The following is a 19466-nucleotide window of genomic DNA, read 5'->3' on the forward strand; positions in this document are numbered from 1 at the left end:
GGGGTTGGGGGGGGGGGGGTTGCGCCCGCCCCCCCCCCCCCCCGGGGGGGGGCTTGGGGTGCCAGGGCACGCTTCGCCGCTCACCTACCGAGGGTCGCTACCGTTCGGCCACGCCGCATTCGCCGCACGCGGGCACCAGTGCCTCACTGCGCGGCTGTGCCGCACCGGCCGGCGACCGTACCGGGAGCAGCGGCGGCCACGGCCAGTGCTGGCCGAGGCGCCCCCGCGCACGCAGGAAGCCGAGGCCGAGCACGAGCCCGAAGATCAGATGCCCGACCAGCGACAGCGTGATCGTCGTCGGCGTGAGCGGGAACATGTCGTGCTGTCCGCGTGGCGACAGCGCGACCGTTGCGATGAGCCCGGCCCACACCGGGAACACCGCGAAGGTGACGAACGCGAAGAGGACGACGCGGCGCGACCGATGTTGGAGGCCGAGCGCGAGGGCGATGAGGAAGAAGGCGATTCCGATACCGCCGCCGTCTCCGAGGTACCGCCACAGGTAGCCGACGATCGCGCCGGTCCGGGTATCGGTTCCCGAGTGCAGCCACGTACCCATTTTCGGAATGAAGTCGCCCCACAGCCCGAGCAGATACACGGTGTCGAGGCGGAAGACGTCGTAGGCCAGACACGCGAACATCCCCCAGCCGAGGCCATGGCCGACGATGCGGTCGATGGGGTGCGGAGCGAACACGCACAACACGGCGAGGGTGGCGGCGAGCGGAATGATCACCAGGGCACCGGTGGCATTCATCGGCACGACACCGAACACCTGCGCCGAGATCGCGAGCAACGGTAGGGAAGCGAGCAGCAGGTACAGGCCTATCCGGGCGAAGGCCCAGTGGTGACGGACCGCCTTCCGGACGGATTCGACGGCGGGCAGGGCCGCGCCCGGCGGATCGTGTTCGTGGACGTCGGGGACGGTGGTGCCGAGGATTCGGGGCATGGTGGAAGGTTCCTTCCGATCGAGGGGAGTCTCTCTCCGAGTGGTCGGTTTTCGCGATCCCCAGCGTCCGTCGAGTGCCGGGCATGCGAATAGTCCCCCGAGGGGTGGTGATGGGCACCCCTTCACGTACCGCCCCGTTCCGTCAGTAGGCGCGCCCGAAGATCACCCGCTTGCCGTACGCTGACGCCGCGCCACATCGCACGCACCCGCCTGTCTCCGGTTCGCCGTCGAGGGGGACACACCGCGGGGTGGCAGCGGTGAGGGACTTGATCTCCTCCTCGCACGTGGAGATCCCGCAGTGCAGTGCCAGTGCCCACCCGGTCGACACCGCGTCCGCGAAATCCGCCCAGTTGTCGACGGTCCGAGTGTGGTTGTCGCGGAACGTGGTGGCACGATCGAGCAGGAAGGCCTGGAAGTCGTCCAGGACCCCCGGCATGGTCTCGGGCAGGGCGCCGATCGGCACGGCCTGCTTACCGTCGTCGCCGAGTCGTTTCACCATCATCACGGTGCCGGCCTCCAGATCTCGCGGGCCGAGCTCGAGCCGGATCGGGACGCCGCGCAACTCCCACTCGTTGTACTTGAACCCCGGAGTGAGCTGGGGACGGGCATCGACGTGGGTCCGCACCCCTGCCGACCGCAGGCGGCGAGCCAGCTCGTCGGCCGCTTCCTCGACCGCAACGTTGCCGCCACGGGTGATCGGCACGATCACCACCTGGTGGGGTGCCAACCGCGGCGGGAACACCAGACCCTTGTCGTCGCCGTGAGTCATGACGATGCCACCGATCATCCGGGTGCTCATTCCCCAGGACGTGGTGTGACACAACTTCTCTCGCCCCGACTCACTGGTAAAACGGATGTCGAACGCCGACGCGAACCTGGTGCCCATGTAATGCGAGGTGCCGGACTGCAGCGCACGGCCGTCCCGCATCATGCCCTCGATCGTGTAGGTCGCCTCCGCACCGGCGAACCGTTCACCGGGTGTCTTCTCACCCGGAACGACCGGGATCGCGGCCAACTCGCGCGCCACCTCGTGATAGATGTCCAGTGCCAGCATCGTCTCGCGGCGGGCGGTGGCCTCGTCGGCGTGCGCGGTGTGGCCCTCCTGCCACAGAAACTCTGTGGTGCGCAGAAACATTCGTGGCCGCAGCTCCCACCGCACGACGTTCGCCCACTGGTTCAACAGCAGCGGCAGGTCGCGGTGCGAGCTGATCCACTTCGCCATCATCTCGCCGATGACCGTCTCCGACGTCGGCCGCACCACCAGCGGTTCTTCGAGCATCTTCCCGCCGGCGTGGGTGACCACCGCCAGCTCCGGGGAAAACCCTTCGACGTGTTCCGCTTCCCGGCCCAGGTAGCTTTCCGGAATCAGCAACGGGAAGTATGCATTCTCGTGACCGGTGTCCTTGATGCGGCGGTCGAGCTCGGACTGCAACAGCTCCCACAGCCGGTATCCGTACGGTCGGATCACCATGGTGCCCTTGGCCGGACCTCGGTCCACGAGGCCCGCCTTGAAGACCACCTCGTTGTACCAGGCAGCGAAGTCCTCACTCTGGGCCGTCACACCACGCTCATCCCGTGCCATGCCCACACAGACTACTCGGGAGGATCAGGCGACTTCGTTGAGAGTTCGGTCCCCGCGCACGCACCCCGAGCCTCCCATCGACGTGGGGAGACGATGCATCCGGACCGATGTCGGTCCAGGGGTTTGAACTGATGCCCGGGGGGTACCGCCCCCGGGGAATCGTCGCCGGCGATCGGAAGGGAACCGTCTGATGAGTGTCGACCGAAAAACCCTGGAATCGATCTCCGCGCCGGACCGGATGCACACCCCCGTCAACGCCCTGGCGTTCACCGACGGCGCACCCAGCAGGGAGACCGTCGACAAGGTGTACGACCACCTCGACTTCCTTCACGGGGTAAACGTCTACCTGGGCGCGTTCCCGGGAGCATCCACCTGGGCGCTGCGCCGAGGGTTCATCGACGCGGGCGCCGAGGACAACACGATCCTCATCTTCTCCGAGCTGATGGATTCGCAGTCCCTGTTCCTGACCGCCAATGCCGACACGGTCTACTACGTCGGCATCATCGACTTGACCGGTGGACCCATGGTGGTCGAGACGCCGCCGATGGCGCTGGGCGTCTTCGACGACATGTGGTTTCACTGGATCATCGACTTCGGTCTTCCCGGCCCCGACCGGGGCGAGGGCGGGAGGTTCCTGCTCGTCCCCCCTGGCTACGACGGCCCCCTCCCTGATAGCGGCTTCCACGTCGGACATTCGGGCACCAACCAGGCCCTCATCCTCGGCCGGTCCTTCCTCCAGGACAACGACCCGAAACCCACGGTCGAGGAGATCAAGGACCGGCTGAAGATCTACCCGTACACACCCGGTGGCTACGGCACCGCCGTCGCGACCCTCCTGGAGGGAAAGGTCCGCCCCGGGAAGTCGGCCGAACACCCCGAAACCCGGTTCGTCGAGGCGAGCGGGAAGGCGTTCAACACCATCCCGCCATCCGACTTCGGTTTCTACGAGCTGCTCAACGCAATGGTTCAGGAGCAGCCCGCCACCGCCACCGACGCCGAGACCATGGGGCAGCTGGCGGCGATCGGCATCGTCAAGGGTGAAAAGTTCGCCCCCGACGAGCGGATGCGCAAAATCCTGGACGAGGCGGCCGCCGTGGGCCACGCGACCTCGCGCGCGTTGATGTTCGATGCTCGCGAGTCGGAGGGGCATTTCTATTACCCGGGGTCGGCGTGGACCGCCATGCTCTTTCCTGGCGGTTACACCTTCGAGACGCCGCCGCCGCTGGTCACCGAGGAGGGCATCGAGCCGTTCCCGCCCGGGGGCGCGAAGAAGCTGAACCTGCGGACGTTGTTCTTCTTCGGTTACACCGGCATCACCCCGGCGATGTGCATGCGGCTGACCGGTCTCGGGTCGCAATACCTGGTTGCGTTCAAGGACTCCGAGAACAACTACTACGACGGCTCCCAGCACTACACGGTGACGTTGCCGCCCGACATCCCCGCGGCCAGATTCTGGTCGGTTACCTTGTACGACAATCAGACTCGGTCGATGCTGCAGACTCCGCAGCGCTACCCGAGGTCAGGCAGTCAGAGCTACCCGTCACCGGCCGCGGAGGCCGATGCCGACGGGTCGACCACCGTCCACTTCGCCCCTGAGAAACCGGACGGTGTGGGCGAGGGCAACTGGATCCAGAGTGATCCGGACAAGGGATTCTTTGTGATACTGCGCTTCTACAGTCCGCTGCAATCGTTCTTCGACAAGACCTGGAGACCCAGCGAGGTTGACCAGGCGCATTGAGTCGGTGCATCGTGACGTGGGCACTGCCTGCAATCACCGGGGTGCTGCTCGTCTTTGCGGCGATCTCGGGCCGCATCAAGGGCACACCGATTACCGCCCCGATCGTCTTCACCGGCAGTGGCCTCGTACTCGGCGCGAGCGTGGCCGGGCTGATCGACGTGGAAGCCACCGGCGAGATCATCAAACTCCTCGCGGAGGTGACGCTGGCATTGGTGCTGTTCTCCGATGCCTCCCATGTGGACCTGCCGGCACTGCGCGCCGAAATCTCCTTGCCGGCACGGCTGCTCGGCATCGGGCTGCCGTTGACGATCGCGGCTGGTTTCGGCGCCGCGGTGGTGATGCTCGGTGACTTCGCCTGGCCCGAGGCGCTGCTACTCGCGGTGATCCTTGCCCCCACCGATGCCGCGCTCGGGCAGTCCGTGGTCACGCTCCCGCTTCTGCCGTCCCGGGTGCGGCAGGGCTTGAACGTCGAAAGTGGTCTCAACGACGGGATCTGCGTGCCGCTTTTTCTGATCGTGCTGGCGGTCGCCCAGGCCGAGTCGGGGGCGATCGGCAACGGCGCGGCCGTCCGGTTGCTCGCCGAACAGATCGGGTACGGCATCGTGGCCGGCCTCGGCGCCGGCGCGGTCGCCGCCGCGATCCTGATCACCGCCCAACGGCGCCGCACGATCGACCCGTTGTGGGCGCAGATCGTTCCCGTCACGGCCGCCGTGCTCGCCTACACCGTCGCCGTGCCGCTGGGCGGGTCGGGATTCATTGCCGCGTTCGTCGGTGGACTGACCTTCGGGACGATCCGGCGTCGCAGTGGGGCCGGCAGTGACGGTGCGGGCCTCCTCGACGAGTCCGGGGACCTGTTCAGCGCCGTGACCTTCATCGTCTTCGGCGCCATCCTGCTCGGCCGCGCCCTCGGCCACCTGTCCTGGGCGGTGCTCGGTTACGCGGTGGTGAGTCTGACCGTCGTCCGCATGGTCCCCGTGGCGTTGTCGATGATCGGGATGCACGCCCGCGCCCCGACCGTCGGCTTCATCGGCTGGTTCGGCCCCCGCGGGCTCGCCACCATCGTCTTCGCGATTCTCATCCTCGAAGAACCGGGCGAACTGCCCCACGAGGATCTGCTCCTGACCACCGCGATCGTCACGATCGGGCTCTCGGTCCTGGCCCACGGACTCAGCGCCGCTCCGCTGGCCAACCGCTACGCCACCTGGTTCCGCAACAACCCCCGCGGCGAGACAGAACCAGCCCAGGAAACGACCCCCTCGACATGACCGGCGGGCACCGAACAAAAAGGGAGAAGATCCGATGACCACAGATTTCCAGGAGAGGGCTCGCCGGCTGCGCAACGCGCTGGAACCGGTGGCGGCCGGGGTGTACTTCGCCCCGGAGGCGCATGCGGCGTACGAGGAACTCGGTTTTGCGGGCAGTCCCGTCACCCATGAAGGCGCGGCCCGCCCGGATTTAACGGCGTACTTCACCAGTCGCGGCGCATGTTTGGGCCAGGTGCCGGAAGTAGTTGTCGCCGCCTTCGGCTGCTTCAACCCGAAGGTGGTCGTGCCGGCCGTCGAGGCCGGTTGGCAGATCGCCGGCCGGGAGGCGGTCCTCGCAGCTCGGGAGAAGGGAGCGACCGCCATGCTGGCGCGGGTGCTCGGCGATCAGCCCGACGGCCTCGATCGGGTCACCGAGCTGCTCCGCCGCGGCGCCGCCGCGGCCCGGTGGGAAGCGCACCCGATCTACGGGGGACTACGCTCGCTCGGCTTCCCCGGCAACCCGATCGGCGACCTGTGGCGGGCCGCGGACCTGCTGCGGGAGCACCGCGGCGACAGCCACGTCATCACCTGGGCGGTCGGCGGCGTCGACGCGGTCGAGATCCTGCTGCTGACCGAACAGTGGTGGGGGCTACCCGCCCGCGCATACGCCCCGACCCGCGGCTGGGCCGCGGCCGACATGGACGCCGGATTCGAGCGACTCGAGAAGCGTGGACTGATGACCGGCAATAAGAAGCTCACCGACGCCGGCCGCGCATTCCGCGAGGAAATCGAGGTTCGCACCGACGAACTCGAACGGTCCGTGCTGGACGCACTCGGAGACGACCTCGACGAACTGCTGTCGCACCTCGACCCCTGGTCCGAAGCCGTCGTCGCCGCCAACTCCTATCCCAAGCGGATCGCCGGCATCTACAACATCGGTGGCGGTCCGCATTTCGGCTCCGGGTTGACCATCGACACCGCCGCCGAGCAGTACGAGAACAAGGCATGAACCGCCCGGGCGGTAGCGCCCGGGCACAGGACAGATTTGCGCGCGGTGCGCATCCGGGGCCGCGTCAGCCGCGTCGCCAGCGTCAAGAGTGGAAGGAACCTGTCAGATGAGTGTCGACCGAAAAACCTTGGAATCGATCTCCGCGCCCGACCGGATGGAAACCCGCCTCGGTGCCTTGGAGTTCACCGACGGTGCACCGTCCAGGGAAACAGTGGAGAAGGCGTACGACCACCTCGATTTCCTGCACGGGGTGAACGTCTACCTGGGCGCCTTTCAGGGAGCATCCACCTGGGCGCTGCGTCAGGGATTCATCGACGCCGGTGCCGAGGACAACTCGATCCTGATCTTCTCGGACCTGATGGATTCCCAATCGCTGTTCCTCACCGCCAACGCCGACACGATCTACTACTGGTCGGTCGTGAATCTCAGCGACGGCCCGATGGTGGTCGAGACACCGCCGATGGCGTTGGGCACCTTCGACGACATGTGGTTCCACTGGATCTGCGACTTCGGCCTTCCCGGCCCCGACCGGGGTGAGGGCGGCAGATTCCTGCTCGTCCCCCCGGGCTACGACGGTCCCCTGCCCGACAGCGGCTTCCACGTCGGACATTCGGGCACCAACCAGGCCCTGCTGATCGGTCGTTCCTTCATGCAGGACAACGACCCGAAGCCCACGGCCGCCCTGATCAAGAGCACTCTCGCGATCTATCCATACGTGCCGGGCACTTACGGGACCAGCGTCGCGACCCTCCTGGAAGGGAAGGTCCGCCCGGGGAAGGCGGCGGCGCCGCCGAAGACCCGGTTCGTCGAGGCCAGCGGCACAGCGCTCAACACCATCCCACCGTCCGGCTTCGGTTTCTACGAGACGCTCAACGCGATGATCCAGGAGCAGCCCGCCACCGCCACCGACCCCGAGACGATGGGACAACTGGCGGCGATCGGCATCGTCAAGGGTGAAAAGTTCGACCCGGACGAGCGGATGCGCAAGATTCTGGAGGAGGCGGCCGCGGTGGGGCACGCGACCTCGCGGTCGTTGATGTTCGACGGCCGCGATGCCGAGGGCCTGCGGTACTACCCGGACTCGGCCTGGACCAACATGCTCTTCCCGGGCGGTTTCACCTTCGAGACGCCGCCGCCGCTGGTCACCGAGGAGGGCATCATGCCGTTCCCGCCCTGCGGTGCGAGGAAACTGCACCTGCGGACCCTGTTCCTCTTCGGCTACACCGGCATCACCCCGGCGATGTGCATGCGATTGACCGGCATCGGATCGCAATATCTGGCGGCCTTCAAGGACACCGAGAACAACTACTACGACGGCGCGAAGACCTACAAGATGTCGTTGCCACCGGAGATCCCCGCGGCCCGGTTCTGGTCGGTCACCCTGTACGACAACCAGACCCGGTCGATGCTGCAAACATCGCAGCGCTTCCCGAGATCGGGGAGTCAGAGCTACCCGTCACCGGCCGCGGAGGCCGATGCCGACGGGTCGACCACCGTCCACATCGGCCCCGAGAAGCCCGACGGTGTCGGCGACGGCAACTGGATCCAGACCGTTCCGGGAAAGGGCTGGTTCGTCATCCTGCGCCTGTACAGCCCGCTGCAATCCTTCTTCGACAAGAGCTGGCGGCCCAGCGAGATCCAGGAAACGGAGTAGAGCCCGGCGGCGCCGAAACAGACTGAACAGCCGAGGCCGGAGACCGCAGGATCCGAAGGCGACTAACCCTCGGTATGCGTGTTCGACCCGGTCCCGCAAGCCATTCGCACGGCGTTCCTGGTTTGCTGTCCATAGACCTCGAACGCGTATCTGCTCAGCCTTGCCCACGCGGAAGGTCCCGGTCGGCTGGACGATCATCCGAGGACGAGCGGGAGGTTCGCGACCAGCGCGCCGAGTTCGGCCTTCTCCGCGTCGGTCGGGGCCCGCCGTCCGGTGCCGACCAGCAGCGCGTCTGTGTCGGAGAACGACGCGGGGAACGCGGCCCCTGCGATCTTCTCCAGCATGTCGCGGGACCGGGCGAGCCCCTCTGCGGGCGGTTCCGCGGTTCCTGGCAGGTGGGCGATCAGGTCGAGGTGGTGCAGCGTCGATTCCAGAACGTACGCGGAGAGGTAGTCGTCGACGGTGAGGACCTCGTCGCGGGTGCTGACCCACAGGTCCGGGTCGGCGAGTTCGGCGGCGCGGCCGGCGGCTGAGCCGACGTCGTCGAAGTGGAACTTCAGCAGCCGAGGCTGCTGGTACGCGGCGGCCAGCCGGACGATCAGCGCGTCGAGCGGGTCGTCGCCGGTCGGCGGCGTGTCGGCGAGGTCCCAGTAGGTCACGGCGTCGCGGGTCGGTTCCGTGTCCGCGGGGGTCACGAGGGTGATCAGGACGTCCTGCGCATCGATAATCAGGTGGCACACCAGATCCCGTACAAGCCAGCCGGTGCAGCCGGACGGCTGTGCGAAGTCCTCGTCCGGGAGTTCGGCGACCGCGGTGCGCAACGCCGACCACGAGCGGAAGAAAAGATCCACATCGTCACGGTAGTGCGGGCGTACCGTCGATGTCATGACCGAGGAGAACCAGGTTGCGCCGTGGGACGACATCTACCGAGGCAAAGCGGAGGAATTTTCGGGACAGGTGCCGTGGAACATCGGTGAGCCGCAGCCCGAGATCGCCGCGCTGATCGCGGAGGGCAAATTCCGCAGCGACGTGTTGGACGCGGGCTGCGGACATGCCGAGACGTCGCTCCATCTGGCGGCGCAGGGGTACACAGTGGTCGGCCTGGACCTGTCGCCGACGGCCATCGCGGTGGCCCGGGCCGCCGTCGCCGATCGTGGACTGACGACGGCCACCTATCAGGTGGCGGACATCAGCTCGTTCACGGGTTTCGACGGCCGGTTCTCCACGATCGTCGACAGCACCCTGTTCCATTCCCTCCCCGTCGACCGGCGGCGCGACTACCTGCACGCCGTCGCCCGGGCGGCCGCGCCCGGCGCGTCCTACTACATCCTGGTGTTCGCAAAGGGCGCCTTCCCCGAGGGGGAAGGACCGAACCCGGTGACCGACGACGAGCTGCGCGAGGCCGTCGCCGAGTTCTGGACCATCGACGACATTCGCCCGGCCTTCATCCACGCACTGCTAGGCCCGGAGCAGGCCGCGAACTGGGAGCACGACGAGAAGGGCCGGACCATGCTGCCGGCGTGGCTACTGTCGGCTCACCGCGACTGAGCCGGTCGGCAGAAACCCTTACTCGGCAGGACAGTTCGTACCTTACGGGCGCAAGAGGAATTCTCCGGCAAGCTGGATGGCTTCGCGTTTGGTGTACCCGGGGTGGTCGGCGACGATGAAGTGGCGGCCGATCGCGAGCCCGAACATCAGCGTGCTGCGTGCCTCGATCTCGTCGGGGTCGGTGACGAAGGTGCCGAACATCGTCCGCAGAAACTCCATCCGCTCGTTGTCGATGCGCTGCAGGCGCGTCGCGACGGACTGGTCGTGGTGGGCCCAGGCCCGGACCGCGAGATCGATCCGGTGTAGGTCCTCCGAGTAGGTCAGTTGCCCCACGCGCCGGATTCTGTCGGCGGGGGTGCCGCCTTCGGCGTCTGCCTGGGCGATAACGGCTTTGGTGCAGCGGCGTTCCCACTCGTCGAGCATCTCGGTGAGCAACGCGGGGCGGCCGTCGAAGTAGCCGTAGAACCCGCCCTTCGTCACACCGAGCTCGGCGGCGAGTGTCTCGACGCGGACGAAGTCCGGCCCTCCTCGTGCGAGGGCGTCGAGGCCCGCCTCTATCCAACGGGCTCGTGTCGTGCGGGCCACGGCAGGAATCTGGCCACCTCCATTGATCGCGTTCAATTTGTACGGTACCGTATAGATGAAATATACGGTGCCGTATAGATCGGGGACGACAGTGCCACGAATAGCAGAGGCCAACTACATCGAGCAGCCTTGGCGCATCCACGAATTCACGAGCGACTTCGACGTCGAGGACGTGTGGTCGTTCCGCACTCCCGGAGCCGGGCCCGACGACTTCCCGACGATGCTCGCGGCGATGCGAACCGCGGGGGGACCCTCGAAGCAGCCCTGGCCGGTGAGGTTGTTGTTCGCCGTTCGGTGGAAGCTCGGGGCACTTTTCGGCTGGGACAATCCGTCAACGGGCGTCGGTGAGCGGGTTGCCTCGCTCCGCGACCGCCTGCCCAGCGATGTCCGCGCCGCACCTCGCGGCCCGGACGACGACGGCATGCCCCTCACCGCGGTGTACGAGCTCGACACGGAGTCCGCCCGCGAGCTGGCGAACAAGACCGTCCACACCGTGATGCATCTCGGCTGGGCGAGAGGAGCGAACGGCGACTACGAGCTGCAGATGACCGTCCTCGTCAAGCCCAACGGTTGGTTCGGGCGGCTCTACATGACCGCCATCGCGCCTTTTCGGTACCTCATCGTCTACCCGTCCCTGACCCGCCAATGGGAAGCAGCCTGGCGCGACCGCCACCGTGCGGAGGCGAACTAGGGAGACTTTCGGACTCAGCGGCTCACCGCGGTTTCCCGCTCGACGCGCGACAGCTTCTCGGGGTTGCGCACGATGTAGAGACCGGTGATCATGCCGTCGTCCATCCGCACCGCCACGACGTCGTCGATCTCCCCGTCGAGCCGGACGATCAGAGCCGGGGAGCCGTTCATCTGCACCGGCTCGACCGACACCTCGCCGTCGATCCGGGGCAGGCCGGCCGCCAGCAGGCGACCCACCTTGTCGGCCCCCACGATGGGCCGCAGCACAGCCTGCTTCACTCCGCCACCGTCACCCAACAGGACGACGTCCGGTGCGAGCAGGTCGAGCAGGCTCTGCAGATCGCCCGTCTCGAGCGCCCGTTGGAACGCCTCGAGTGCGTCCCGGGACTCGGCCGGGGAAACGGCGCCGCGCGGCCTGCGCGCCGCGACATGTGCCCGCGCCCGGTGCGCGATCTGGCGGACGGCGTCCGGACTCTTGCCGACGGCAGCCGCGATCTCGCCGTACTCCAGAGCGAACACCTCACGCAGCACGAACACCGCCCGCTCGGTCGGCGCGAGCGTCTCCAGCACCAGCAGCATCGCCATCGAGACGCTGTCGGCTAACTCGACGTCCTCGGCCACATCGGGCGCGGTCAGCAGCGGCTCGGGCAACCAGGGGCCGACGTAGGACTCTTTGCGCCGGCTGAGTGTGCGCAGCCGGACGAGCGCCTGGCGGGTGGTGATCCGGACCAGATACGCACGCTGATTGCGCACCGTGCCGAGATCGACGCCCGCCCACCGCAGCCAGGTCTCCTGGAGGATGTCTTCGGCATCGGCGGCCGAGCCGAGCATCTCGTAGGCGACGGTGAACAGCAGGTTGCGGTGGGCGACGAACGCCTCGGTAGCGGGGTCCGAACGATCGTCCTGGCTCCCGCCGCGATCTGCGGGCGTGGTCTGCGACGTGCCGGCCATGGTGGCTCCTCTTCACTCTCGACTGTGTCACACACCAGACACCGGACCCCGCCGTTTTGTGACATCAGACGGCTGCCGACCCGTGTGCCCGCTGCCAAATTACGTGACCGCGAGGCCGCGGCGTGAGCGATTGTCACAAGGACCGGGTGGCCGGCATCTCATGTTCGTACCGATCAGCACACGACGCCACGAGTGAGGACGAAGTCATGGACGCCCGATTCAACCTGTTCGACAACGAGATCGCCCTGAAATTCGGCAAGCGGTTCGCCAACGCCGCCATGGTGATCGACCAATCGCCGCTGCCGAAGGCCACCCAGCACCTGGTCGAGATCCGGGCCAGCCAGATCAACGGCTGCGGGTTCTGCACCGACATGCACACCAAGGACGCCACGGCCGCCGGCGAGACTCCGGTCCGGCTCAACCTCGTCGCCGCCTGGCGCGAGGCCACCGTGTTCACCGAGGCCGAGCGGGCCGCGCTGGCACTCAGCGAGGAAGGTACCCGGCTCGCCGACGCCCACCACGGCGTGTCCGACGAGACCTGGGCCCAGGTGCGCAAGCACTACGACGACGACCAGATCGCCGCGCTGGTCTCCCTGGTCGCCCTCATCAACGCCGCCAACCGGATCAACGTGATCGTGCGCAACCCGGCGGGTTCCTACGAGCCCGGCATGTTCGCCAGTATGACGAGCTGACCGGCAGACGACGGCCCCCTGACAACGAGTCCTTGACCCTGACACAGTGCCAAGGACTCGAATGGTCGACGAAGGAGGTGGTTGTCGTGAACACAACCAACCACGGTGGGCCGCATGCTCACCTCGTCGACGCTCTGGCCGCAGCCGACCCGTCGGGTCGACTGCGGGCGGCGCTCTCTGCAGGCACACGCCCCGATCCGAATCTCACGGACACTCTCGTCGATCGGTGTGCCATCGAACCGGACTTCTTCGTCCGGGACATGCTGACCTGGGCATTGTGCCGCCTGCCGACCGAGCTCACGGTGCCGAGACTGGTCCGAGAGCTCGGTTCCGGCACCGCGCAGGCCCGCAGTCAGTCGCTGCACACCCTGTCCAAGATCGGGGACCGGCTCGCCTGGCCCGCGGTGTCGGCACTGCTGCACGACGAGCACGACGAGGTCGCGCGCAGTGCGTGGCGGGCGGCCGTGGCACTCGTGCCGCCCTGCGACGAGGCTGCGCTCGCGGTCGATCTGGCGACCGAACTCGGACGGGGCGACCAGCACATGCAGCTCAGTCTGAGCCGTGCGCTGGTGGGACTCGGCGACGCTGTCCTACCGGTCCTCGACGCAGCCGGGACGAGTCCCGATCCGCGCATTCGTGCGCTTGCGGATGCGACGAGGCGGCTCTGCCACGACCCCGACAGTGGGTTCACCCTCGCGGTCGAGACGGCGAAGCGCGTCGCGGTCGCCGGTCCGGACACGTAGTAGGAGGAGATGGGATGTTGATCGGTGAGGTCTCGCGGCGTTGCGGTGTCAGCACGCGGATGTTGCGTCACTACGACACGTTGGGACTTGTGAAGCCCACGGGCCGCACGTCCGGCGGCTACCGCGAGTACTCCGCCGACGACATCCGACGGCTCTTCCACGTCGAGAGCCTGAGGACCTTGGGGCTGTCGTTGAACGAAGCCAAGCGTGCACTGGACGAGCCCGATTTCGCACCGGCCGATCTGGTGGGAGACCTCATCCGCCACACCCGCCAGCGGATCGCCGCCGAGGAGGAACTGCTCGGCAAGCTCGAACGAGTCGACGCCGCCTCGCCGGCGGAGTGGGACGATGTCCTGCGCATCGTCAGTCTGTTGCGTGCGCTCGAATCGGAGTCCGCGGCCCGCCGTCAACAAGCGATCCTGTCTCAGAGCGGGACTGCGTCGCTGCCCGTCGAATCGCTGGTCGAAGCCATCCTGTCGGAGGACGACCTCAATGTGGCCGGAGCGCTGCAGTGGTCGTTGGCACGGGTCGCCGGTCGGGGACTCGCGGATCTGGCCCACGGTCTCGACGCGGAGGAGGTCGACGTCCGGCGTCGCGCCACTGCCGCGATAGCGGCAATCCACACCGCCGAGGCAACGGTCCAACTGAGGCGAGCTCTCGAGGATTCGGACGCCACAGTCCGCGGGTACGCGGCCCTCGCTCTCGGCTCTCGCGGAAAGATCGACTCGATGCCCACCCTGATCGAGATGGTCGTCGAGGGGCGGCGCGATGTCGAGGCCGCTGAAGTTCTGGGCCTGCTGACCACGGTCTCGCCCTCGGCCGACGACATCGTCGAGGTCATGCAGGACAAGCTCGACAACGCCGATGACCCGCCCACGCGGTTGCGGATCACGCAGGCGCTCGCCGAGATTCCCGGCACGGCGGCGCGGCGGGCACTCGACCGGCTGACCCACGACGGCGACCGGACGATCGCGTCGACCGCGGCAGCGATCGTGAACACGCTGGACCGCGGACGAATCGTCCGAACGTCGGGCCTCCGACCCGTCCGAAGGCTGTTGTAGCCGGAATCCCGCGGAGAAGCGACCGGGTCGGACCGTTACTACCGCCCGTCACACGTACCGAATTTCCCAGCCAATTGCGGTCTTTGACCGGTTGACGGCGATCCGTTGCGGGTAGTCGGGTTCGGGGTGGTACACACCGACTTGACGATTTCGGGTACGCCGGGCGGCCAGCTCCGGGTCGCCCGGCGTCGACCAGCGATCGCCGATCCGGGTGAAGGGAGTCGACGATGATAGCCCGCTTGCAGGTCGCGGCAGCGGTGGTCGTGGGCTATTGGCTGGGCCGGGCGCATCGGAAGAAACTGGTACTACTGCTCGCGGCGGCGAGTGCCGGCCGCCTCGCCGGGGGACCTCAGGAGATGGTGGACCGGGCCGCCACACTGCTCCAATCCTCACCCGAGTTCGCCGAGCTCAGTGAATCGGTGCGTGGCCAACTCCTCGACGCCGTGAAAGTGGCGGCGATGACCGCCGTCACCGCCCGAGTCGACGCACTCGACAACCGGCTGCTCCGCAGCAGCGATGCGGTCCTCGAGACCGCCGAACACCTGCTCGAGGGAACCGCGGACACGGCCGGAGGCGCCACCGTGGGCGCGGTAGGGAAAGTCGACGACGACGCGACGGCAGAGCCAGCTGAGGAACGACCGCCCGGCAAGCGCGGCGATTAGGCGAGAACCTCTGGTAATCGAATGCGAGGAGTGCAGCGATGACCACAGGAGGTGGCCCGAGTTCGAGCAGCGCGAACTCAAGGGCCTGACCGACCTCGTCTCCGAAGTGAAGGGCAGCGGCAGCACGAAGTCCAAGACCAAGGGCGCACTCGAGGCCGTGGGGGAGTCGCTCGGTGAGCTGTTCGGCGGATCGGAAACCGAACGCGAACCCGAACCGCGTCGGAGGCGAACGTGATCCGACGACACTGACGTGGCCGCGGCGCTCATCCTGATTACATATTGCTGTTCCTGATAGGAGACGGCCACAGCCGAGTACGTTCGTGGCATGGGTGACGAGGCAATCGACCCCGAAGCGGCATATGAAGCCCTTTCCGCCGGCGCGCGCCTCGCTCTGCTCCGAAACCCCGAGGGCATAATGCCGCCGCACTTCATCGGGCAGGTGATGGCCGTATGCGGGGACTCGTGCGTCGCAGGTATCAGTGGTGGAGCTGATTCGGTACCGCAGGTGGCGGTTCTCCAAGGGCCACTCTCCGATTACCTCTCCCAGTGCAGGTATGTGCTGGATGCGTGGTGGAACTCCTTGACGCCGCGACTCCGGGCAGATATCAGGTGTCGCGAAGCGGCACCAGAATCATTGGCACTGCAACTACCCCAACACACGCCCTGGACTGCGGTGTCCACGCCGTGTTCTCACCTGTTGGTGCGCGACTATCTCGAATTGCAGGCAACGGGACTCGAACTGATGTAGCTCAGTCGGGCAGATGGAGCGGTCAGTCGGGGATCTTCTCTCCTGAAATCTCGTCTGGTTCGTATTCGTCGTGGCGGCGCAGCCAACTCATGAAGGGGTCGTCGCCGCGGCGGGGTTCTGGTTCCCAGCCTTCCTGGCGGCCGCGGGCGGTGAGGTCGAGCCAGTGGTAGGTGCCGAGGAGAATCTCGGTGGAGCGGGCGTTAGCCGGAGTAAGTGTGAAAGATGCGCTCACCCTGGCGGAGGAAAGCACTGACACCGTGTTCTTCACCGCACCAGCCTTTCCACGCGGGGTTCAACCGCTCGAGCTCGGCCTCGTCCTTGTAGTTGTATTCGACCGGTGCGACCGACGCGTCGAGGGTGACGTGGAAGTCGTAGTTGAAATCGCTGCCGTGCGAGGAGTACCAGGGAAAAGTCCAGCCCATGCGCTGGCGGTACTGCTCGAGTTTGTCCAGCGGTGCGCGCGACACGGCCGCGAACGACGTGTCCCGGGCATAGAGGTGCTGGAGGTAACCGAGGTTGTCCATCGTGAACGAGCACGACGGGCATCCTTCATCGGCGTCGGGTTCGAACATGAAGTGGTAGATCAGGAGTTGGCTGCGGCCGTCGAACAGGTCCCCGAGTCTGGTCCTGCCGTCGGGGCCGTCGAATACGTAGTTCTCGGTGATCTCGACCATCGGTAGCGCGCGCCTGGCGGCGTTGACCCGGTCGCGGTGGCGGGTCAGCTCCTTCTCCTGTGCGAGGAGATCGCGCCGCGCGACGAGCCACTGCTCGCGGGTGGTGACCTGTGGATCGGACGCAGTCATCTCTCGTCTCCTCTCGAAGGGCACCTGCAATCCTCGCAGGCGACTCTGGGCGACGGCACCCCGACCGCGCAGATTGTCTCGCTTCGCGCAGAATTCGCGTCGGCACGAACTCGAGTGGATCCTATTCGAAGTGGGCCGGCCTGCATCCATAACTTTGCGGCATCCGATACCAAGGACTGTGCCGGGCGATTTCACCACACGCCGAGCACCTGATGCGCCGCGGCTCGTTCACAACCAGTTTGTTTCCGACAAACGTGTGCACGATAAGCGACTTCGAGTGGCTCGCGTCTACCAGGCCGGTGAATACGAAGTCGTACATGGTCAGCAGCCGTCCACAACATTGACAGGACAATCTTTCGAGGTAGTACTCGTCACCGGCCAGCATGCCCGGCCGCAGGTCCAGGAGGCGCTCCATCTTCGCTATGTCGACTGCGTCGGATTTCGTCGACTTGGTTTCATCGTCGAGTTCCGCCTGGCTCGGCGCCGATCGCTCGAATTCCTCACGGGACAACGAAACAACGCTGTTGTAGTCAGCCATTTCTCCACTCCCACTTCCCAGACATCGACCCAGCTTCGAACAAGACCGGTTGGTTCCGATCCTTCTCGGAGGCCTCGGGATTGTCACTGGTGGTTCGCTTCTCTAAACGAAACCACCGCGGCGACGTCAGGTACTCGTGAGGATGACGAGTCGCTGGGTCGCCCGGGTCATGGCGACGTAGCGGTCGACCGCTCCTTCGATCCCTTTGCCGAAGGTGTCGGGGTCGACGAGGACGACGAGGTCGAACTCGAGCCCCTTCGACAGCTCCGGGGTCAGCGAACGGACGCGGGACGTTGCGCGGAACGTCGGATCGCCGATGACGCAGGCGATCCCGTCGGAGTTCGATTCGAGCCAGGTGTCGAGGATCGAGCCCAGATCGGGAACAGATCCGTGTACGACGGGGATGTCGTTGCTGCGGATGGAGGTCGGTACGTTGGCGTCCGGGAGCACGGCACGGATGACCGGCTCGGCTTCCGCCATGACCTCTTTCGGCGTCCGGTAGTTGACGGTCAGAGAGGCCAGCTCGATCCGGTCGAGCCCGACCCTCTCGAGCCGTTCCTTCCACGACTCCGTGAACCCGTGCCGGGCCTGGGCCCGGTCACCGACGATGGTGAAGCTCCGGGATGGGCAGCGCAGCAACAACATCTGCCACTCGGCGTCGGTCAGTTCCTGCGCTTCGTCCACGACGATGTGCGCGAACGTGCGGGTGAGCAGGTCGGGGTCGGTGCTGGACAGCGCGGCTTCGTCGACCAGCATCTCCTGCAGGTCCTTCTGCCGCAGCTGCGTCATCAAGCTTTCACCGTCGTCGTAGGCATCGGCCGCGATCAGGTCGTCGATGACCTTGGACCTCTCCTCGCGTTCGGCGGCGACGGCGGCGTTGTGTCGACGCCGCCGTCGTGATTCCTCGGGGTCGCCGAGCCGCTGCCGTGCTGCGTCCAGGAGTGGCAGGTCGGACACCGTCCAACGCTGGGCGTCCGGGCGTTGCAGCTTCCGAACGTCGTCGGGGCCGAGCCAGGGAGCACACTTGCGCAGGTAGGCGGGCACCGACCACAGGTCTGCGACGAGGTCGGCCGCCTCGATCAGGGTCCACGCGTTGTCGAGGGTTGTGCGCAATTCGTCGTTCTGCTGCAACGACTTCCGTAGATGTGCCGTCGGAACGTCACCGTCGTACTTGTCGATCAGGATCGTGAGCAGCAGCTCCCAGATCTGCTCGCGCGCCTCGTTGTGCGGAGTGCCGGGTTCCGGCGCTTCGAACGCCTCGGCCCAGTCGTCGGTGCTCAGCCAGATGTCGGACCACTCGGTCGCGACCGTCATGCCGTCGGTGGGCGGCTCCTCGTAGAACTTCACGGCCGCGTCGATGGCCTTCACCAAATCCGCGGACGACTTCAGGCGGGCCACGTCCGGGTCGGTTTCGATCTTCGCGGTGGCACCCTCGGCGACGAGGTCCCGCAGGGTGCAGAGCTGCACACCCTCCTCTCCGAGGCTGGGCAGGACATCGGCGACATAGGCGAGGTAAGGCTCGTGAGGACCGACGAACAGCACGCCGTGACGGAGCCGGGGATCGGAGTAGAGCAGGTACGCGGCGCGGTGCAGCGCGACGACGGTCTTGCCCGTACCCGGGCCGCCGTCGACGACGAGGGCGCCACGGGATCCCGCGCGGATGATGGCATCCTGGTCGGCCTGGATGGTGCCGAGCACGTCCCGCATCCGGGCCGACCGGTTGCTGCCCAGGCTGGCGATGAACGCGGACTGGTCGTCGAGCGCGGCATTCCCTGCGAACCCGTCCGGGGCGAACACCTCGTCCCAGTAGTCGTTGACCCGGCCGCGGGTCCAGCGATACCTGCGGCGTCGTGCCAGACCCATCGGATTGCCGTGGGTCGCACCGAAGAACGGCTCGGCCACGGGGGAGCGCCAATCGACGAGCAGCTGATCGCCCGCACGGTCCATCAGGCCGAGTCGTCCGATGTACACGGGCTCGGGGTTGTCAGCGCCGACGAAGTGCCCGAGGCACAGGTCCAAACCGAACCGGCGCAGGGCGCGCAGCTCAGCGGTCAGCCGGTGGACCATCATGTCCCGCTCCATCGCCTCCTGGCCCAGCCGGCGGGGTGCCTTGCGCTCGGCATCGATGCGGCGGGACAGGTCGGCGATCGACTGCGCGAGGCTTTCCGCGAGGGCCGCGAAGTGCCGCTCGTCGTCGGCGATCAGCGTCGGGTCCGCCTTGGGTGCGAGGTGGTCGGGAAGATCGAACGCACTGGTAGTCAGGTTTTTCATGTCA

17 protein-coding genes and 2 pseudogenes are annotated in these 19466 nt (G+C 66.8%); 11 read left to right on the forward strand and 8 right to left on the reverse strand.

Features of this window, described 5'->3' with window-relative positions:
- Nucleotides 1-97: 97 nt before the first annotated feature.
- Together ACFWAY_RS38815 and proS are read right to left on the reverse strand one after the other, a co-directional pair.
- A complete protein-coding gene (locus ACFWAY_RS38815; RefSeq protein WP_378451287.1) occupies nt 98-943 on the reverse strand; it encodes a hypothetical protein in 846 nt (281 codons plus the stop codon).
- A 142-nt stretch (nt 944-1085) separates the two neighbouring features.
- Nucleotides 1086-2525, reverse strand: a complete 1440-nt coding sequence (gene proS, locus ACFWAY_RS38820; protein ID WP_378514283.1) for a proline--tRNA ligase — start codon at nt 2523-2525, stop codon at nt 1086-1088.
- Nucleotides 2526-2715: 190 nt separating this feature from the next.
- Here proS and ACFWAY_RS38825 point away from each other — a divergent pair, with 190 nt between their 5' ends.
- From ACFWAY_RS38825 to ACFWAY_RS38840, 4 genes are all read left to right on the forward strand, one after another.
- Nucleotides 2716-4263 carry a DUF1254 domain-containing protein gene (locus ACFWAY_RS38825; RefSeq protein WP_378452269.1) on the forward strand — a complete coding sequence of 516 codons (1548 nt, stop codon included), beginning with the start codon at nt 2716-2718 and terminating at the stop codon, nt 4261-4263.
- An 11-nt stretch (nt 4264-4274) separates the two neighbouring features.
- Nucleotides 4275-5528, forward strand: coding sequence for a cation:proton antiporter (locus ACFWAY_RS38830; protein ID WP_378514284.1), 1254 nt, complete (start codon nt 4275-4277; stop codon nt 5526-5528).
- 34 nt (nt 5529-5562) lie between these two features.
- Nucleotides 5563-6516 (forward strand): hypothetical protein, encoded by a 954-nt coding sequence (locus ACFWAY_RS38835; RefSeq protein ID WP_378514285.1) that lies wholly within the window; start codon nt 5563-5565, stop codon nt 6514-6516.
- A gap of 106 nt (nt 6517-6622) precedes the next feature.
- The gene (locus tag ACFWAY_RS38840) at nt 6623-8170 is read left to right on the forward strand and encodes a DUF1254 domain-containing protein (protein WP_378514286.1); all 1548 of its coding nucleotides are present in this window, start codon (nt 6623-6625) and stop codon (nt 8168-8170) included.
- Between the two features lie 194 nt (nt 8171-8364).
- On the opposite strand, the gene ACFWAY_RS38845 is transcribed toward ACFWAY_RS38840, so the two are convergent.
- Entirely contained in the window at nt 8365-9021 is a 657-nt protein-coding gene (locus ACFWAY_RS38845) for a maleylpyruvate isomerase N-terminal domain-containing protein (RefSeq protein WP_378514287.1), read from the reverse strand.
- A gap of 34 nt (nt 9022-9055) precedes the next feature.
- Here ACFWAY_RS38845 and ACFWAY_RS38850 point away from each other — a divergent pair, with 34 nt between their 5' ends.
- Entirely contained in the window at nt 9056-9718 is a 663-nt protein-coding gene (locus ACFWAY_RS38850) for a class I SAM-dependent methyltransferase (protein WP_378514288.1), read from the forward strand.
- Nucleotides 9719-9760: 42 nt separating this feature from the next.
- Here ACFWAY_RS38850 and ACFWAY_RS38855 read toward each other — a convergent pair whose 3' ends face one another.
- The gene (locus ACFWAY_RS38855) at nt 9761-10417 is read right to left on the reverse strand and encodes a TetR/AcrR family transcriptional regulator (RefSeq protein ID WP_378514289.1); all 657 of its coding nucleotides are present in this window, start codon (nt 10415-10417) and stop codon (nt 9761-9763) included.
- Here ACFWAY_RS38855 and ACFWAY_RS38860 point away from each other — a divergent pair.
- Nucleotides 10395-10994 carry a DUF2867 domain-containing protein gene (locus ACFWAY_RS38860; protein ID WP_378514290.1) on the forward strand — a complete coding sequence of 200 codons (600 nt, stop codon included), beginning with the start codon at nt 10395-10397 and terminating at the stop codon, nt 10992-10994. The two genes, ACFWAY_RS38855 and ACFWAY_RS38860, sit on opposite strands and share 23 nt — an antisense overlap.
- 14 nt (nt 10995-11008) lie before the next feature.
- On the opposite strand, the gene ACFWAY_RS38865 is transcribed toward ACFWAY_RS38860, so the two are convergent.
- Nucleotides 11009-11944 (reverse strand): RNA polymerase sigma-70 factor, encoded by a 936-nt coding sequence (locus ACFWAY_RS38865; protein ID WP_378514291.1) that lies wholly within the window; start codon nt 11942-11944, stop codon nt 11009-11011.
- Between the two features lie 206 nt (nt 11945-12150).
- Here ACFWAY_RS38865 and ACFWAY_RS38870 point away from each other — a divergent pair, with 206 nt between their 5' ends.
- The 5 genes and pseudogenes from ACFWAY_RS38870 to ACFWAY_RS38890 all read left to right on the forward strand — a co-directional run.
- Nucleotides 12151-12636, forward strand: coding sequence for a carboxymuconolactone decarboxylase family protein (locus ACFWAY_RS38870; RefSeq protein ID WP_378514292.1), 486 nt, complete (start codon nt 12151-12153; stop codon nt 12634-12636).
- A gap of 77 nt (nt 12637-12713) precedes the next feature.
- Complete coding sequence (locus ACFWAY_RS38875; RefSeq protein WP_378514311.1) at nt 12714-13379, forward strand: HEAT repeat domain-containing protein; 666 nt, start codon at nt 12714-12716, stop codon at nt 13377-13379.
- Between the two features lie 14 nt (nt 13380-13393).
- Entirely contained in the window at nt 13394-14440 is a 1047-nt protein-coding gene (locus tag ACFWAY_RS38880) for a MerR family transcriptional regulator (protein WP_378514293.1), read from the forward strand.
- A gap of 227 nt (nt 14441-14667) precedes the next feature.
- Nucleotides 14668-15102 carry a hypothetical protein gene (locus ACFWAY_RS38885; protein ID WP_378514294.1) on the forward strand — a complete coding sequence of 145 codons (435 nt, stop codon included), beginning with the start codon at nt 14668-14670 and terminating at the stop codon, nt 15100-15102.
- A 73-nt stretch (nt 15103-15175) separates the two neighbouring features.
- Nucleotides 15176-15337: pseudogene (locus ACFWAY_RS38890) on the forward strand (gas vesicle protein); the annotation flags it as partial.
- Between the two features lie 535 nt (nt 15338-15872).
- Here the strand turns inward: ACFWAY_RS38890 and ACFWAY_RS38895 are convergent.
- From ACFWAY_RS38895 to helR, 3 genes and pseudogenes are all read right to left on the reverse strand, one after another.
- Nucleotides 15873-16653: pseudogene (locus ACFWAY_RS38895) on the reverse strand (DUF899 domain-containing protein).
- A gap of 121 nt (nt 16654-16774) precedes the next feature.
- Nucleotides 16775-17191, reverse strand: a complete 417-nt coding sequence (locus ACFWAY_RS38900; protein ID WP_378453416.1) for a hypothetical protein — start codon at nt 17189-17191, stop codon at nt 16775-16777.
- Nucleotides 17192-17317: 126 nt separating this feature from the next.
- Nucleotides 17318-19462, reverse strand: coding sequence for an RNA polymerase recycling motor ATPase HelR (helR, locus tag ACFWAY_RS38905; protein ID WP_378514295.1), 2145 nt, complete (start codon nt 19460-19462; stop codon nt 17318-17320).
- Nucleotides 19463-19466: the final 4 nt, after the last annotated feature.

Source organism: Rhodococcus sp. NPDC059968 (assembly GCF_042738615.1).
Taxonomy (GTDB): domain Bacteria; phylum Actinomycetota; class Actinomycetes; order Mycobacteriales; family Mycobacteriaceae; genus Rhodococcus_F.

Bases quoted from the DNA above. Each gene is read 5' to 3' on its own strand.
- ACFWAY_RS38815 (WP_378451287.1), bottom strand. From the start codon at position 943: ATGCCCCGAATCCTCGGCACCACCGTCCCCGACGTCCACGAACACGAT.
- proS (WP_378514283.1), bottom strand. From the start codon at position 2,525: ATGGCACGGGATGAGCGTGGTGTGACGGCCCAGAGTGAGGACTTCGCT.
- ACFWAY_RS38825 (WP_378452269.1), top strand. From the start codon at position 2,716: ATGAGTGTCGACCGAAAAACCCTGGAATCGATCTCCGCGCCGGACCGG.
- ACFWAY_RS38835 (WP_378514285.1), top strand. From the start codon at position 5,563: ATGACCACAGATTTCCAGGAGAGGGCTCGCCGGCTGCGCAACGCGCTG.
- ACFWAY_RS38840 (WP_378514286.1), top strand. From the start codon at position 6,623: ATGAGTGTCGACCGAAAAACCTTGGAATCGATCTCCGCGCCCGACCGG.
- ACFWAY_RS38850 (WP_378514288.1), top strand. From the start codon at position 9,056: ATGACCGAGGAGAACCAGGTTGCGCCGTGGGACGACATCTACCGAGGC.
- ACFWAY_RS38865 (WP_378514291.1), bottom strand. From the start codon at position 11,944: ATGGCCGGCACGTCGCAGACCACGCCCGCAGATCGCGGCGGGAGCCAG.
- ACFWAY_RS38870 (WP_378514292.1), top strand. From the start codon at position 12,151: ATGGACGCCCGATTCAACCTGTTCGACAACGAGATCGCCCTGAAATTC.
- ACFWAY_RS38880 (WP_378514293.1), top strand. From the start codon at position 13,394: ATGTTGATCGGTGAGGTCTCGCGGCGTTGCGGTGTCAGCACGCGGATG.
- ACFWAY_RS38885 (WP_378514294.1), top strand. From the start codon at position 14,668: ATGATAGCCCGCTTGCAGGTCGCGGCAGCGGTGGTCGTGGGCTATTGG.
- ACFWAY_RS38900 (WP_378453416.1), bottom strand. From the start codon at position 17,191: ATGGCTGACTACAACAGCGTTGTTTCGTTGTCCCGTGAGGAATTCGAG.
- helR (WP_378514295.1), bottom strand. From the start codon at position 19,462: ATGAAAAACCTGACTACCAGTGCGTTCGATCTTCCCGACCACCTCGCA.